Genomic DNA, 15,828 nt, shown 5'->3' on the forward strand with positions numbered 1-15,828 from the left:
GGATGTGTTTGAGTGCGTGAATTCTTTCGCCGGGTTGCCAGACAAATCTCCTACCGCAGCCGGTTGCTGGTCAGCCGCATCGCGGACTACGCCGAACTGCTGCTCTATCCGCCGCGCCCCGCCACGGGCCTGATCGAAAGACGCTGGATGGGGGGCGTGCCGCTGGACGGGGCCGCCCGGGTGGCGGTGTTCATGCATTACGCGCGCACGGACAGCATCGCGCCCTATGTCCGCTATCATGTGCGCAAACTGCGCGAGGCGGGCTTCGCCGTCATCTTCGCCAGCAACACGCCGGTGCTCAGCGAGCAGACGGTGGCATCCTTGCTGCCCGACGTCGCCATCGCCTTCACCCGCCGGAACATCGGCTGGGACTTTGCCGCCTATCGCGAGGCCATCGCCCAGGTGCCATCCCTGGACGAGCGGGAGATGCTGCTGATCACCAACGACAGCGTCTTCGGCCCGTTGTACGATCTTGAACCCCTGATCGCCCGCGCCAGCCCCGACGAGGCCGATATCTGGGGCAGCACCGACAGCTGGGAACGCCATTACCACCTGCAGAGCTTTTTCCTGATCTTCCACCGCAAGGCCCTGCGCTCCAACGCCTTCCACCGGTTCTGGGAGGGCGTCCGCTGTTTCCGGCGCAAGCACTGGATCATTGAGAAATACGAAATCGGCCTGACGCGGGCCCTGCAAAGCCAGGGCCTGCGCTGCAAGGCCTTGTTCCCCTACAACACCGTCACCGAAACATTCATGCGGTCGCACACGCCACGACCGACGCCGGCTAAAGCGGACCGGATGTCGCCCGCCGGCTATGCGCAAATGCTTGCAAGCCGCATCAAGGCGTCGATACCCATCAACCAGACCCATTTCTTCTGGTATGAGCTGACGGTCAGCCTGGGTTTTCCTTTCATAAAGCGCGAACTGCTACAAAAGAATCCGGCAAATATTCCCAATGTCGGCGATTGGGAGCGGGTGGTATCCGAGGTATCCGCCTACGATACCAACCTGATCCGGGAGCACCTTTCAGCGCGATAGCGTAGAAGTGGTGCCACTTCCTTGTGGCCAGCGCCCGTGGGGCTTGATGCCACCTATTTGTATCAATTGTGCTGTTTCCAGAACTAGGGCGCATAGCTTATAGTTGATATTTGAGGCGGGGGAATTCACGGTTTCATGTCTGACACTTTCCTCAAGATGATCAAGAAGGGTGTCGGATTGCCGATGCTGCTGGTCGACGCTGTCGATCTGGCGCTCTGCTTGGCCGCCCCCCTTTTGCCCCGCCGCGCGACCGTCAAGGCCAGCTTCCCCGGTCTGGTCCCGCTGGAGGGGGCGCGCCGGGTCGCCGTATTCAACCATTATGACCAGCGCGGCATCGTCCACGACTACGTCGTCTATTTTGTGGCCAAACTGGCGGAGGCTGGCTATGCCGTCATCTTCGCCAGCAACTGTCCCAAGCTGTCGGCCCAGGAAACAGACAAGGTGCTGCCGCATGTCGCCTGGGTGCTGAAGCGGCGCAACATCGGGTGGGACTTCGGGGCGTTCAAGGACGCCATCGCCCTGATCCGCGACCCCGGGGCTCTGGAACAACTGCTGATCACCAACGATAGCATCTACGGGCCACTTCAGGATTTGGGCGACGTGATCCGCCAGGCCGACCCGACGCAGGCCGGCATCTGGGGCCTGACCGACAGCTGGGATCGCCACTTCCACCTGCAAAGCTATTTCCTGATCTTCCATCAGGCCGTCCTGCAGCATCCCAGCTTCACCAAGTTCTGGAACAAGGTGAGATACTACCGCCGCAAGCGCTGGGTCATTCGCGATTACGAGATCGGCATGACCCGCTTTTTCCTGCGCGCCGGGATCCAGTGCCGCGCCCTGCTGCCCTATCGCAGCGTGGTTTCCGAGATCGCGAAGCCCCTGAACGAAGCCCTGGACACGTCGAAGAAAGAAGACGCGGTGATCGATACCCATGGCAACAGCCAGGGACAGATCATCCCCTATCTGCGGCAGTTGCAGAAGGCCATCAACCAGGGGCGCCCCCTGAACCAGACCCACTACTTCTGGGATTACCTGGTGGCGCGCAAGGCCAGCCCCTTTATCAAGCGCGACCTGCTGCAGCGCAACCCCGTGGGCATTCCATGCGTTCAGCGCTGGGAAGAGGTCATTCGCGAGTCCTCCTCCTCCTACGACACCAGCCTGATCCTGCATCACCTGCAATTATCGATGCGCAACCGGGTGCATTGAGCCCGCCAAGGCGTCGCCGTCAGCCGACTTAAATCGGCCATCCGCGCTAACGGACGGCCCCCTGGAACGCGCGCGCTTCCAGCGCCGCGACAACTTGGGGGGCCTGCGGGTCCCCCGCCGCCACCGCGCGACGGGCCCAGGCCAGAGCCGCTTCCAACGCCGCGGGGCCATCATGGCCAGCGATCAGTTCGGCCATGCTGCTCATGGCCTCACCACTGCCCGCCGCAGCGGCACGCTCCAGAACGGCCCTCGCCTCCGCGACGGCAGCGTCTTGGTCGCCGCCCTGTTCCCCAGCCAACAGCATGCGCGCCAAGTTCACTTGCGCGGGCACATGCCCTTGCTCCGCCGCACGGCGGGTCCACGACAGCGCCGCGCCGATGTCATGCGGCAAGCCAACGCCCGTGGCATGGGCCCGCCCAACCCGGAACTGGGCTGAAGCGCTGCCCCGTTCGGCGGCCCCGACGTAGAGACGCATGGCCTGCGTCTCGTCCTTATCCAGACCATGGCCGTGGTAATGCAGAACACCCAGGTTGTAGAGGGCGTCGGCATCGCCGGCATCGGCGGCCAGGCGGAAATACCGGGCGGCTTTGGCATAGTCCTGGGGCACCCCGTCGCCCCCCAGGTGGCAAATCCCCAGGCGAAACAGGGCGGGCGCGAAACCGGCGTCGGCCGACTTGGCAAACCACCGCACCGCCTCGAACATGTCCTTGGGCACTCCCCGGCCGTCCACGTAGGCCAGGCCCAGGGCCATCTGGGCCCCGGCATGGTTGCGGTCGGCGGCCGCCTGGTACCATTGCGCGGCCTCGACATCGCTGGGAACGCGGGCCATGCGCCCCGCGTGCAAATCCCCCAGCAGCGCCATGGAATCGACATCCCCCTTGATGGCGGCGCGACGCAGCCAGGTTTCCGCCTGCGCCCCATCACGCGGCAGGTTCTGTCCCCGCATATACATCACGCCCAGGGCCCGCTGAGCCCCGGGAACCTGAAGGTCCGCCGCCTGCCTCATGGTGGCCAAGGCCCGCTCAAGGTCGGGCGCGGTGCCTTCCCCCAGCAGCAAGGCCATGGCCAGGTAATAGATGGCCGTGGGATTGCCCGCCGCGGCCGCCTCCTCATACAGGCGTACGGCACCGGCCGCGTCCTTTTCCCCCAGGTCGCCATTGGCCAGGATCATGGCCAGGCCAACCTTGGCCCCGTGGTTGCCGGTTTCGGCGGCTCGGCGATACCATTCGGCGGCCCGTACGGGATCAGCATCCGCGCCGCTACGCCTGGACAGCAACCAGCCCAGCAACACCTGGGCCTCGACATGCCCCTGCTCTGCGGCCTTCTCTGACCAGAAACGGGCCTGCCCGATGTCAATGGGCAGATGGAACACGCCCCCCCTGTCGTCCCCCGCCTCGGGCGGCCGCCCCAGGCCGTTGGCGTAAAGCGCGCCGAGACGCGCCTGGGCATCGGCATTGCCCGCCTGCGCCGCGGCGGTGATCCACCGTATCGCCGCCGCCCCATCCGGCAGCACACCGCGGCCCTGCATCAGGGCGTCGGCCAAGTCCAGCATGGCCTCGACCGAACCGCCCCGAGCGGCCACAGCCAGCGCCCGGGCCGCGGCGACGAGGTCACCGCGATCGGCCAAGCGACGGGCCATGGCCAGCGACCACTCGGCGGAGGATTGCCCGATCCGCCAGGTGGTCGCCCGATCAATCAGCGTCGAAAAGCCGGCCATGATCCATCGCGCGTCAAATGGGACACCGGGATGCCGCTCAAGGCTCGCGCATTCCCTCGGACGCCTGCCGCAGCACCGTTTCCATCAGGTACATCAGGATGGTGCGCCGGCCAACCATGATGTCGGCGTTCAAGGGCATGCCGGGGATAAGATGCACACCGTCACTACCGACATTGTGCAGCTTCACCTCCGTGATCTCGACCCGCCCGCGGAAAAAGCGACGTGAGGTCGGCTGGCCGTTGTCCTGCCGGGTGAAGCTGTCATCGCTGATGCTGCGCAGTATGCCCTTGGCCGTGCCGTGCTCAATAAAGCGATAGGCATCCAGCTTGATCTCGACCTTGTCGCCGATCTTGACGTGGCCCTGATCGGCACCATCCAGATCCACCTCGGCCTCCAGGGGGGCATTGGCCGGCACCAGGGTCAGCAGCATGTCACCCGTCTTGGCGACGGAGCCGACGGAAATGTCGCCCAGCGACAGGACGGACGCGTCATCGACGGCCCGCATCTCCACCAGGTCATTCCGCCGCTCCGCCTTCGACAGGTCGTCCTTGGCCTTTTGCAGATCCGTCCGCTTGCTGGACAGATCCTGCGCCAGATCCGACTGCCACTCGTGCTGGAAAAACTCCCGCTCCGACCGCACGGCCTCCAGGTCGTGCGACGCGGTGCGCGCCTGCTGTTCGGCGCTGGCCAGGTTCCGCATCATTTCAGTACGGCTGTCCTGGGCCAGCAGGGTGTTCAGCCGGCTGCCGTATTCCTTCTTTTCCAGCTTGGAGCGCATGTCCTCGATCTCCGAGGTCACGGCGACACGGGACTTGAAGTACTCCATGTCCCGCTGGCTGCGCACCATGGTGGACTGGGCGGACTCGATCTTCTGGTCGTAGTTCGCCAGCTTGGCCTTGTACTCGGCCTGGCGCGACCGCCAGACCGACAGTTGTAAGGCCGCCTGCGTCGACGGGTTCGGGCCCGGATCGTAGGTGACCTTGGCCTGCTCGGCCTCCAGACGGGCGACCTCCGCCGTCAGCGACGCCACCTGGTCGCGCAATTGTGAGGCATCGGCCGACGCGAAGGTCGGGTCCAACGTTACCAGCAGGTCGCCCTTCTTCACCTCCTGCCCCGGCCGCACCAGGATGGAACGGACGACGGACGTGTCCAACGGCTGGACCACGATGCTGGGGGTGCGTGACACCACCTTGCCGGGGGCCGTGACCACCTCGTCCAGTTTCACGACGGAAACCAGGGTCAGGGCCACAGCCACCATGGCCGACAGGGTGTACAGCGTGCCGCGCACCGGCTTGGGGTACGGGGCCCCCACCACCGCCGCGATCTCGGACTGGAAGTCGTTGATCGCCTGGGCGACGGCGGCGTCACTCCCGCGGGACGTCGGGACCAGAGAGCGCACGCTCATTGGGAACTCCGGAAGATTGATGGCGATTCTGCTGGAACCAAAGGTGACGGTAAATATCGCACCGCTGGAGCAATTCTTCATGGGTGCCGACGTCGTAGACCCGTCCGCGCTCCATGACCACGATCATGTCGCAATCGACCAGCGAGGTCAGACGATGGGAGATGATCACCATCGTGCGGCCTTCGGAAATCCGCGACAAATTGCTGTTGATAATGGCTTCGCTGTCCGGGTCCAAGGCGCTGGTCGCCTCGTCCAGGATCAGGATGGGAGGATCGACCAGAAGCGCGCGGGCGATGGCGATGCGCTGGCGCTGGCCGCCAGAGATGTTGGTCGACCCTTCGGCAAGGTAGGTGTCGTAGCCGCGCGGCAGGCGCTCGATAAACTCCTCGGCGCCGGCCATGCGGGCCGCCTCGATGATCTCCTCGAACGAGGCATCGGCGCGGGCGGCACCGATATTCTCGCGGACGGTGCCGCTGAACAGGAAATTGTCCTGCAGCACCACACCCAGGTTGGAGCGCAAATGGCTGATGTCCATCTGCCGCAGGTCGACACCATCGATCTTGATGAGGCCATCGTAGTCCTGGTGCAGGCCCTGCAGCAACCGGGTCAGCGTGGTCTTACCCGAGCCGCTGCGGCCCATGACGCCAACGACGCTGCCCCGGGGGATGTCCACGGTGACACGGTCCAGGGCCTTGTTCTGCGCGCCAGCGTAGCGGAAGCTGACATCCTCGAAGCTGATATGGCCATGGAACCGCGGACGCAGACCATGGTCGGCGCGCAACTCCTCCGGCGGGATGTTGACGATGGAGGCGACCTGGGCGATGGCGCCGCGCACTTCCTGCACCTGCTGCAGCATGGTGGCGATCTGGACCAGCGGCTGGGTGGCGCGGCTGGCCAGCATGGTGAAGGCCACCAGGGAGCCGGCCAATGCCGACTGGTCCGTAGAGAGCGCAATGTAGCAGCCCAGCAGCAGAGTGCCGGAATAGGTCAGCTTCTCCAACGGCTGTAGGATGGTCTGCGGCTGGTTGGCGATCATCGCCAAGTTGCGGTTGGCCTTCACGGCCTGCGCCCCCCGGCTGTCCCAGCCGCGCCGCTTGCTGGCTTCCAAGGCCAAAGACTTGACCGTCCGCATGCCGTGGATGGTCTCGATCATGAAGGAATTCTTACGGGTTTCCGCCTCAATCACCTTGCCGTGGTAGCGGCCGATGACCGGCATGTAGGCAAGTACCACCGCAAACATGACGCAGGCGATGCCCAAAACCCACAGGCTGAGGGGCACGCTCATGAAGAACATGGCGGGAATGATCAGGATCAGCGTGAGGGTGTCGAGCGCAGTGCCGAACAGCTGTCCCGTCAAGAAGTTACGAAGGCGCCAGATTTCGTTCATGCGGTGGTTGATGAGGCCCGTCGGCAGGGACTCGAACACCTCGATAGGCAGCCCCAACAAGCGGTCATAGATGAACGCGGTCAGGCGTCCATCGATACGTGCGGCCCCCTCCGCCACCAGATAGCGGCGTAGCCAGCCGAAGGCCGTATCGAAGATGACGACGAAAGCGACGCCGAACACCAGGACCACCAGGGTCGACATGCGCTGGTGTACCAATATCCGGTCGACGACAATCATGTAAGCCAGCGGCGGCACCAACGCGAACACGCTCATGATCAGAGCGGCCACGCCGACATCGCGGAAAATACGGCGCTCCCGCAGCACTTCGCCGATCAGCCAGCGCAGCCCGAACAGGCCCCGCTCCTCCTCCTCGGCGTTCTTGGGCTTGATCAGGATGATGTCGCCCGCCCAAATCTCATCCAGCGCGATCTCATCCAGCGGACGCACCTGTGTCGGCGTGGCTGGATCACGGACATAGACGATAGGCGGTGAGACGCTGGGCGACACCCCGGTCAGGACCAAGGCCGTGCCATCCTTCAGGCACAGGATGGCGGGCACCGCACGGCCAAGGCGCATCAACTGGCGCCAGGACATGCGCACCGCCCGGGCCTCGAAGCCCTTTTCATCGGCGGCATGCACCAGGACGGCGCGTTGAACCTCGCCCTCCCCGGAAGCGTATGTGCGGACCAACTGTTCCCGGGACAGGTGGACGCCGTGATGCTGCGCCACCAGCAGCAGGGCGGTGAGCATCGTGTGATCCACGATGGCTCCATTCATGGTCGAAGAATCTGCGCTCACGTCATCCGCCGTACAGAACCCCATTGTGCCGGCTTGTTCGCCCTGGCGGGCAGGAGCCGGTCCCCCTTTGCGCGCGACCTTAGCGCACTCGTAAAAGAAACGGCAAATTCTACATATGCCCACCCTGGATTTTCTGGCCGGTTAATGCGTCATTTAAATGAAACAAGGAATTAAACCGCTGGCGGCATGGGGCAGCCAAACTGGGACAGGGCCTGACGCCAGGCCGGAACGGCGCGGGAACGGGCATCGAATCGCGTGACCACGGTTTCCCGTGCCTGGTGCCGAAGCGCGGCCAAGGGGGACTGGTGCCCCAACGCCTCCACCACCCGGTCGGCCAGCAGCGCCGTGTCGAAAAAGGGGAACAGCAGGCCATTCACCCCGTCCCGCACCACTTCCTTCACCGGCGGGGTGGCCGAGGCGACGACCAGCGCGCCACAGGCCATGGCTTCCAGCATGGACCAGGACAGAACGAAGGGATAGGTAAGGTAGACGTGGGCGCTGGATAGACGCATCAGATCCAGGAAACGGCCATGGTCAAGCGGCCCCAGGAAATGGACCCGTCCCGAATCCAACGCCGGTCCCACCTCGGCCATGAGATGATCGCGCCAAGGCCCGCCGCCGGGTGGCGGCGGGCCATAGCTGACACCATCCCCGCCGGCCACAACCACCTGCGCCCCCGGCCGGCGGCGCAGGATTTCCGGCAGGGCGCGCATGAAGACGTGAAAACCGCGATAGGGCTCCAGGTCACGGGCGGCATAGGTCACCACCTCGTCCCCCTGCCGCAGGACTGTGCCGTTGGGCAGCGCGAAGGCGGACACGGCCCCCGGGCGGGCGAGGTCCGTGTCGATGCCCTCATGCATCACCCGCAATCGATCGCGAAACGGCGCGGGATGCAGGGCGCGTTGCCATTCGGTGGGGCAAATGCCCAGATCCGCCGCCTCAAGCCCCAGCAGATTGACGGCGTTCAAGGTGCGCACCCGGGCCAGGTCGTCCAGGGTGACGGGGTATAGCGGATCGAAACCGACGTCCGCACCCCGGCCATGATAATAATATTCAAAGTATCCGACGAGCGGCACATCCGGCCACAGGTCCTTGAGGTACAGGGTATCTCCGAAACCACAATGACCGACGATCAGGTCGGGGCGATACCCTTGCTGCGCCATCCCCACCGCATCACGCAGGGCGCACTGCCCCCGGATGATATAGTCGGCGGCGTTGACTAGATAGGGGTGGGTGCCGGGGTCGACGGTGGGCATGTCCTGGTAAAGGTGCGGCCGCAATCCCGGGATGGCCGCCTCCTCCCGCTGCCCCAGGCCGCGCAGTTCCACGCGCGCGTCGGCCATCAGCGACCGGGCCAAGGAACGGAACTGACCTGGAAAGTCCTTGTGCAGCATCAAAACGCGAAACATGCCCGCCCGCTTACCTCTGAAAGCCCCCACCGGTTCGGATCACGCCCCAGGCACCCTGGCGACAGGTCGAACGGCGCGGCATTGTCGGGGATGGCGTGCCGGCTTGTCCACCGTCGGCATGCCGCCGCCGGCTTGGCGCCAGATTGGGTTGACGCCAGACCGGGTTGACGCTGGACAAGCCCGCCGACGCTCGGGCACAACCGAAGCCAATCCGCCCCAGGGAAATGGGGCGCCGCCTTTCAGCACGGGGAAGCATCTCGCATGGACATCCGCTGGCCCTCCGCCGACGCCCCGACCATCGCGGCCCCCTGTCCGGTCTGTGGCGACGCCGGCCCCCATGCGCCGACCCTGACCGTTCCCTGGGGGGGCCACACGATCCGGACTGGGTGCTGCTGTGCTGCCGGCAATGTACCGTCCGCTTCTCCACCGACCGGACGGTGGGCGACTACAGCCACGACACCGGCATCTTCATCGCCGCCACGGACCTGTACCTGGAAATGGGTGCCGGCCTGGACGTGATGCTGGAGCCCATGGGCTGGCTGAAGCCGGGTGAGGGCCGCCTGCTGGATATCGGCGCCAACATCGGCTTCATCAGCGACTATGTCGAGGTGGCCTTGGGTTGGAAAGCCAAGGGCTACGACCCCTCCCGCGCGTCGGAGCTGGGCCGCCAGTGGCTGGGCCTGGACATCATCCCGGACTATTTCACCGAAGACACCCCCCTGCCCGTCACCTATGACGTGGTGGCTGCCTTCGAATTGCTGGAGCATGTCCCGAACCCCGTCCCCTTGCTGAAAACGCTCAGCCGGGGCCTGAACGACACGGGCATCCTGGTCCTGACGACACCGGATGGCGGGGTGCTGAAGCCGGAAACGCCGGCCTCCATGATGTGGCCCATCATCAGCCCCGGCTCACACATGACCCTGTTCACCGCGGCCTCCATGGAAACGGCGCTGCGCGCGGCGGGTTTCACCCATATCAGCGTGGCGCCCGTCGCGGGCATCCTGCGCGTCCACGCCTCGCGCGTGCCGCTCCCCGCGGGGGTCAAGGACGGCTGCGACCGCGCCCTGCTGCGGGAATATCTGCGCCGGCGCCTGACGCCTGAGCGCATGCCCAAATACGACCGGCTGGAGAACGGCTTCCGCTACCGCCTGTTCAAGGAACTGGTCAACTTCGGTTTCCCCGAGGAGGCCCAGGAGGTTTTCAAGCAGATGGTGGAGCAGGTCCGCGCCCGCTTCGGCATCGACCTGGACGATCCGGAAAGCCTGGTGGTGGCGCCCAACCCGGTGGACATCGAGGAATTCACCCGGCGGGAACCCGGCAACCTGATGACCTCGCTGCATTTCAAGTCCATCCTGGTCAACAACGCCGACAACGACGCCGCCTGGTCGGCCTGCTACGCCGCCGCCGCCGTCCTGGCCGGCGTGACGCTGCGCCGGGTGCTGCAGCGCCTCAGCATGGATAACGGCGAAGCCGGCACCGCCATCCCCGCCGCCTTGCGCCTGGCCCTGCAAAATCTGGCGGTGCAGGGCGCCGACATCCGCCCCCTGCTGACCCTGGTGGAAGCGACGGATTCCACCACCGGCTTCATGCTGACGCCCACGGATCGGGACGCCCTGCGCCGCGACATGAAAGCGACCCTGGCCACGTTGGGCATGCGGCAGGCGGAAACCCTGGACCAGCCGGTCGCTGTGGCGCCGGGCGACGATTGCGTCACCCGCCTGATCAACCTGGCCCGGCCCGCCGCCTACCAGGCGGCGCGGCAGGCCGCCATCGAAACCATCGGCAGCAATCGCAAACCCGCCAAGGTCCTGGCCCTGCTGGACCAGGCGGTGAGCGACCCGCTGCTGCGCGACTGGCCGGACACGGTGACCCTCTGCGCCAAGGTGGCCCTGATCCGCCTGGTGCGCCTGCGGGCCCATCGCCTGGCCGCCCGCGTCTACGAGCGCTGGGGTGACGCGTCCTGGAACGGGGACGCGCCGGTGGCCGCCGCCCTGGCCCTAATGGCGGAGTCCCGCTACCCGCTGCCCATCCGGCTGTACCGCCGGCTGCGGCAGCGGCTGGCCGCCGCCTGACGTCAGAGGGGCGGCCACAAGTCCGCCGGGCGGCCGACAAGCCAGCGCCGGGCGGCCAGCATGAACCCGTCTAGGATGCGGCGGGCAATGCTCCGCCGTGGGGGGACCCGGTGCATGGCCGGCCTCCTGCTTGATCGCGGATTGGTTATGGGAAATCCGGCTGGCCTGGGCCCGCCCCAGTCCAGCCTTCCGCGGCTTAAAAGCCGGACAGCACCAGCTTGCCCCGGGCCGTGCCGCTTTCGACCACGGCATGGGCCCGGCGCAGGTTGGCGGCACTGATGGCTCCCAAATCATGGGTCATCGTCGTGCGCAGCACGCCGGCGTCCACCAGGCGCGAGACCTCGTTCAGCAGCTCATGCTGGGCGATCATGTCCGGCGTCTGGAACATGGAGCGCGTGTACATGAACTCCCAATGCAGGGAGATGCTCTTGCGCTTCAGCAGGGTGATGTCCACCGGTTGGACCGGATCGTCGATCAGGGCCAACTTCCCCTGCGGCGCCATCAGGGCGGCGATGGCGGGGAAATGCTGCTCCGTCGCCGTCAGGCTCATGACATGGGTGGCGCCGCCGGGTGCGATGGCCCGCACCTGGGGTTCCAGCGGCTGGCGATGGTCGATGACGTGATGGGCCCCCATGGCCAGGACCCAGTCGCGCGTCTCGGGACGCGACGCGGTGGCGATGACCGTCAGGCCCGTCAGGCGCCGCGCCAGCTGGATCGCGATGGAGCCAACACCGCCGGCACCGCCCACGATCAGCAGCACGCCGGCGGTGCCGTCATTGCCGGTGCCAGCCGGCAGCCGCGCCACACCCATGCGATCAAACAGCATTTCCCAGGCGGTGATGGTGGTCAGCGGCAGGGCCGCGGCCTCCGCCGCCGTCAGGCTGGCGGGTTTGGAACCGACCAGGCGCTCATCGACCAGATGGAATTCGCCGTTGGTGCCAGGACGTTCCAGCGCACCGGCATAGAACACGGCATCACCGACCTTGAACAGCGTCACCTCCGGACCGACCGCGACCACGGTGCCCGCAGCGTCCCAGCCGAGGATGCGCGCGGTACCCTCGACCGGGGCGGCGTTGCGGCGGACCTTGGTATCCACGGGGTTGACCGAGACGGCCTCCACCCGCACCAGCAGGTCCCGGCCGGTGGCCACGGGCGTGGGAATCTCCAGATCCACCAGGCTTTCAACCTGGTCGATGGCTTGGTTCTGGTAATAACCGACGGCTTTCATGATGAGCGACCTCGTTGGTTGGGGCCGCCGTCAGCGGCGGCGTGCACTCCTCCAAGGTTGCCTATTCCGTTCTGACCATCAATTGACAGGAATAAAGACAGTCTATTCAGTTATGAATAGGCGTCGAATAGGAGAAGTCCGGTGGATTGGGACGATCTACGCTATTTCCTGGCCATCGCCCGGCACGGCACCCTGTCGGGCGCCGCGCGCCAATTGGGCGTCAGCCAGCCCACGGTGGGGCGGCGGCTGGAGGCGTTGGAGACCCGGCTGGGCACCCGCCTGTTTCAGCGCACACCGGCCGGCTATGTCCCGACCGACGCGGGCACCGGCCTGGTGGCCGGGGCGGAGCGCATGGAGGCGGAGGCCCTGGCGGCGGAACGGGCCGCCACCGGCCTGGACGTGGGGCTGGAGGGCACGGTGCGCGTCACGTCCCCGGAATGGGTGGGACAATGGCTGCTGGGCCCACAGTTGGCACCGTTCCACGACGCCCATCCCGGCATCACGGTGGAGCTGGTGACCGACGCCCGGCTGTACAGCCTGACCCGGCGGGAGGCGGACGTGGCCTTCCGCTTCCACCGCTTCGACCAGAATGAGATCGCGCAACGCCGGGTGGCCACGGTGGGCTTCGGCCTGTACGCGGCACCCGCGTACCTGGCCCGGCACGGCATACCGGATTTCACCCAGGGGGCCACCGGCCACAGTCTGATCCTGATGAACGAGAGCTTCGGCGGCTTGGCCGACCTGCCCTGGTTGCTGGCGCTGGCGCGGGACGCCCGGCATGCCCTGCGGACCAACAGCCGCGACCTGCAGGCCGTGGCCTGCGCCGGGGGCGCGGGCCTGGCCGCCCTGCCCCATGTCATGGCCAAGGCGCGCGGATTGGTGGCCGTGGACACGCCGACGCCGGCGCCGCCGCGCGAAATATGGGCGGGCGTGCATCGCGACGCCCAGCGCACGCCCCGTATTCGCGCGTTTCTCGACCACATGGCACAGGCGTTAGGCCGCTAGGCCTCAACCGTCCTGGTCAGCCGGGCCCAGGTCGGCCGGGCCCAGGTTGGCCGCCAGGCCGGCGCGCAGTTCATCCACCTGGGCCTTCAGCGCCTTCAGCCCGTCCAGGTTAAGACCGGTGGCGCACAGGATGGCCTCCTGCACCGGGCCCAGGCCCTCCTGCAAGGCGCGGCCAGCCTGGGTCAGGGTAACGCGCACCAGGCGCTCGTTCTGCGGGTCGCGCTGACGACTGACCAGGCCCGCCGCCTCCAGCCGCTTCAGCAAGGGCGTCAGGGTGCCGGAATCCAGATCCAGCTGTTCGCCGATGGCCTTCACCGTCAACCCGTCCCCGGACCACAGCACCAGCATCACCAGGTATTGCGGATAGGTCAGGCCCAGCCGGTCCAGCAACGGCTTATAGGTGCGGTTGAACAGGTGGGCGGCGGAATAGATGCTGAAGCACAGCTGATTGCGCAGCAGGGCGGCCGTATCGGGAGAGCCGTTGCCGGTCCCGGCCAGTCCCATGTCTTGATGCGTGGTGTTCTGTTGGTCCTGGGCCATGACGACGCCCTCACCTCTGCAGTGGCCCCCAGGGCTATGGGCGCCTGATTGACGGCAGGCTAGCATTCTCGAACAAATTGCGCACAATCGATTTGCGCATGGTGATTATGCCAACTGACAAATTGTGCACAATTCGTTATCGCGCAATTCTCCCCTCACCGGCGCCGATGACCCAACCGAACCCCGGTGGGACCGGCCCCCAAAGTTGACCCAACCAGTTGAACCACGGAGATGATCATGCCCATCCTCTACACCACTTCCGCTACTGCCACCGGCGGCCGTGAGGGCCAGGCCAAGTCCGTCGACGGCGTTCTGGACGTCAAGCTGACCACGCCTAAGGAGTTGGGCGGCGCCGGCGGCAATGGCACCAACCCCGAGCAGCTGTTCGCCGCCGGTTACTCCGCCTGCTTCCTGGGCGCCTTGAAGTTCGTCGCCGCCAAGGCCAAGGTGAAGGTGCCGGAGAACGCCACCGTCAGCGCCCAGGTGGGTATCGGCCCCCGTGAGGATGGCACCGGCTTCGGCCTGGACGTCGCCCTGACCATCACGCTGCCGGGCATCGACGCCGAAACCGCCAACAGCCTGGTGCAGCAGGCCCACATCGTGTGCCCCTATTCCCACGCCACCCGCGGCAACCTGGACGTTCGCCTGAACGTCGCCTGACGGCAGTCCCTTCTGCCACCCGCGAATGAAGAGAAGGCCGGCGCGCCCTTGGCGAAGCCGGCCTTTTTCTTTTTTAAGTCAGTATCTTGCGGGCTTATTCGTAAGCGATGTCACAGGACAGTCCGGGCTGACCCGCCGCCTCGATGGCGCGGTGGACCAGGGCCAAGGCCTCGAATGCCGGCTCCGGCCCGAAGGCCAGCGGCGCGCGACCAGCCAAGGCCTCCGCCACATTGCGATAGAAATCCTCATACCGGCCGGCCTCCAGCGCCACCGTCTCCCGCACCACGGCGCCGTCACGCTCGGTATGCAGGACGGCCGGCGTGGTCACGACGGCCCAACCGGCGTCGCCAGGCTTGAGCCCCGCCGCCATTTGCCCCTCCTGAACGTCGCCCTTGGGAATGACCAGCGAGCCCTTGTCGCCGTGCGCCACCAGCACCGGCCCGGGTTCCCGCACATACGTGCTGGACCGCAGGATGACCCGGTGATCGGGATAGCGGAAACGGACGTCGAAATAGTCGGTCGCGCCCTGCGGCCGGCGCAGGGACCGCATCTCCGCCATGACCGACAGGGGCCGTCCGAACTGGCGCAGCATACCGTCCACCAAATGGACGCCAAGGTCGAACCATGTGCCGGCACCGGGCCCCTCGTCCTCCTTCCACGCCTTGTGGGTGACATGGGCGCGATAGCGGTCATAGTGCCACTCGACCTCGACCAGGCGCCCCAGATCGCCGGCGGCCAGATGCCGGCCCAGGGTCAGGTACTCGGCGTCCAGCCGCTTGTTGTGGAAGACGGCCAGCAGCCGCCCCGCCGCCTTGGCCTGGGCCATGAGCTGCCGGCCCTCTTCCAACGTGATGGTCATGGGCTTTTCCAAAACGACATGCTTGCCCGCCGCCAGGGCCGCGCGCGCCATGGGGAAATGCAGGGCATTGGGGGTGTTGACCACCACCAGTTGGATCGCGGGGTCGTCCAGGATGGCCTGGAAATCAGTCACCACCCGCGTGCCCTCCGGTTCCGTCCCATCGGTTCCCGAGCGGCGCAGGATGGCGCGCAGCGCCAGGGCCGGTTCAGCCTGGATCAGGGGGGCATGAAACACCCGGCCGGACAGGCCGAAGGCGCACAGCGCGGTCGCGATCATGGGTCTTTTCCCTTCTTTCCATCTGGGCATGCCTGGCCCTTCACTCACTCTGGCCCTGGCGAACACTCGTTCAGCGAAGCCACGTATTAATCTGCGATTTACAGTCTTGAATGACGACAAACAAACAAAAATTGCTCATTAATAGATTTATGTCACAACCTAACCCATAATTTCCGATCAAATTTCCCAAATCCGGTGGCGAGGGAGAGGGATTGCCCTATATGAATTTAG

12 protein-coding genes are annotated in these 15,828 nt (G+C 65.9%); 5 read left to right on the plus strand and 7 right to left on the minus strand.

Annotated elements, in window-relative coordinates:
- The first annotated feature begins 12 nt into the window (after positions 1-12).
- Both ULB03_RS24735 and ULB03_RS24740 read left to right on the plus strand, forming a co-directional pair.
- A complete protein-coding gene (locus ULB03_RS24735; protein ID WP_322485741.1) occupies positions 13-1,035 on the plus strand; it encodes a rhamnan synthesis F family protein in 1,023 nt (340 codons plus the stop codon).
- Between the two features lie 135 nt (positions 1,036-1,170).
- Positions 1,171-2,241 (plus strand): rhamnan synthesis F family protein, encoded by a 1,071-nt coding sequence (locus ULB03_RS24740; RefSeq protein ID WP_322485742.1) that lies wholly within the window; start codon positions 1,171-1,173, stop codon positions 2,239-2,241.
- Positions 2,242-2,287: 46 nt separating this feature from the next.
- On the opposite strand, the gene ULB03_RS24745 is transcribed toward ULB03_RS24740, so the two are convergent.
- The 4 genes from ULB03_RS24745 to ULB03_RS24760 all read right to left on the minus strand — a co-directional run bounded on the left by ULB03_RS24745 (position 2,288) and on the right by ULB03_RS24760 (position 8,957).
- Entirely contained in the window at positions 2,288-3,958 is a 1,671-nt protein-coding gene (locus ULB03_RS24745; RefSeq protein ID WP_322485743.1) for a tetratricopeptide repeat protein, read from the minus strand.
- A 37-nt stretch (positions 3,959-3,995) separates the two neighbouring features.
- Positions 3,996-5,363 carry an HlyD family type I secretion periplasmic adaptor subunit gene (locus tag ULB03_RS24750; RefSeq protein WP_322485744.1) on the minus strand — a complete coding sequence of 456 codons (1,368 nt, stop codon included), beginning with the start codon at positions 5,361-5,363 and terminating at the stop codon, positions 3,996-3,998.
- Entirely contained in the window at positions 5,323-7,512 is a 2,190-nt protein-coding gene (locus ULB03_RS24755; RefSeq protein ID WP_322485745.1) for a peptidase domain-containing ABC transporter, read from the minus strand. The genes ULB03_RS24750 and ULB03_RS24755 overlap by 41 nt, the downstream gene beginning before the upstream one ends.
- A 206-nt stretch (positions 7,513-7,718) precedes the next feature.
- Positions 7,719-8,957 carry a glycosyltransferase gene (locus tag ULB03_RS24760; protein ID WP_322485746.1) on the minus strand — a complete coding sequence of 413 codons (1,239 nt, stop codon included), beginning with the start codon at positions 8,955-8,957 and terminating at the stop codon, positions 7,719-7,721.
- A 386-nt stretch (positions 8,958-9,343) separates the two neighbouring features.
- On the opposite strand from ULB03_RS24760, the gene ULB03_RS24765 reads away from it, so the two are divergent.
- Positions 9,344-11,029 (plus strand): class I SAM-dependent methyltransferase, encoded by a 1,686-nt coding sequence (locus ULB03_RS24765; protein WP_322485747.1) that lies wholly within the window; start codon positions 9,344-9,346, stop codon positions 11,027-11,029.
- Between the two features lie 196 nt (positions 11,030-11,225).
- Here the strand turns inward: ULB03_RS24765 and ULB03_RS24770 are convergent, their stop codons facing one another.
- Positions 11,226-12,257 carry a zinc-binding alcohol dehydrogenase family protein gene (locus ULB03_RS24770; protein WP_322485748.1) on the minus strand — a complete coding sequence of 344 codons (1,032 nt, stop codon included), beginning with the start codon at positions 12,255-12,257 and terminating at the stop codon, positions 11,226-11,228.
- Between the two features lie 141 nt (positions 12,258-12,398).
- Between ULB03_RS24770 and ULB03_RS24775 the strand changes: the two genes are divergently transcribed.
- Positions 12,399-13,262, plus strand: a complete 864-nt coding sequence (locus ULB03_RS24775) for a LysR family transcriptional regulator (RefSeq protein WP_322485749.1) — start codon at positions 12,399-12,401, stop codon at positions 13,260-13,262.
- Positions 13,263-13,265: 3 nt separating this feature from the next.
- On the opposite strand, the gene ULB03_RS24780 is transcribed toward ULB03_RS24775, so the two are convergent.
- Positions 13,266-13,802, minus strand: coding sequence for a MarR family winged helix-turn-helix transcriptional regulator (locus ULB03_RS24780; protein WP_322485750.1), 537 nt, complete (start codon positions 13,800-13,802; stop codon positions 13,266-13,268).
- A gap of 237 nt (positions 13,803-14,039) precedes the next feature.
- Here ULB03_RS24780 and ULB03_RS24785 point away from each other — a divergent pair, with 237 nt between their 5' ends.
- Entirely contained in the window at positions 14,040-14,462 is a 423-nt protein-coding gene (locus ULB03_RS24785) for an organic hydroperoxide resistance protein (RefSeq protein ID WP_416211188.1), read from the plus strand.
- Positions 14,463-14,556: 94 nt separating this feature from the next.
- On the opposite strand, the gene ULB03_RS24790 is transcribed toward ULB03_RS24785, so the two are convergent.
- Positions 14,557-15,597, minus strand: a complete 1,041-nt coding sequence (locus ULB03_RS24790; RefSeq protein ID WP_322485752.1) for a Gfo/Idh/MocA family oxidoreductase — start codon at positions 15,595-15,597, stop codon at positions 14,557-14,559.
- Between the last annotated feature and the right edge of the window lie 231 nt (positions 15,598-15,828).

The organism is Nitrospirillum goiasense (assembly GCF_034427435.1).
Taxonomy (GTDB): Bacteria; Pseudomonadota; Alphaproteobacteria; order Azospirillales; family Azospirillaceae; genus Nitrospirillum.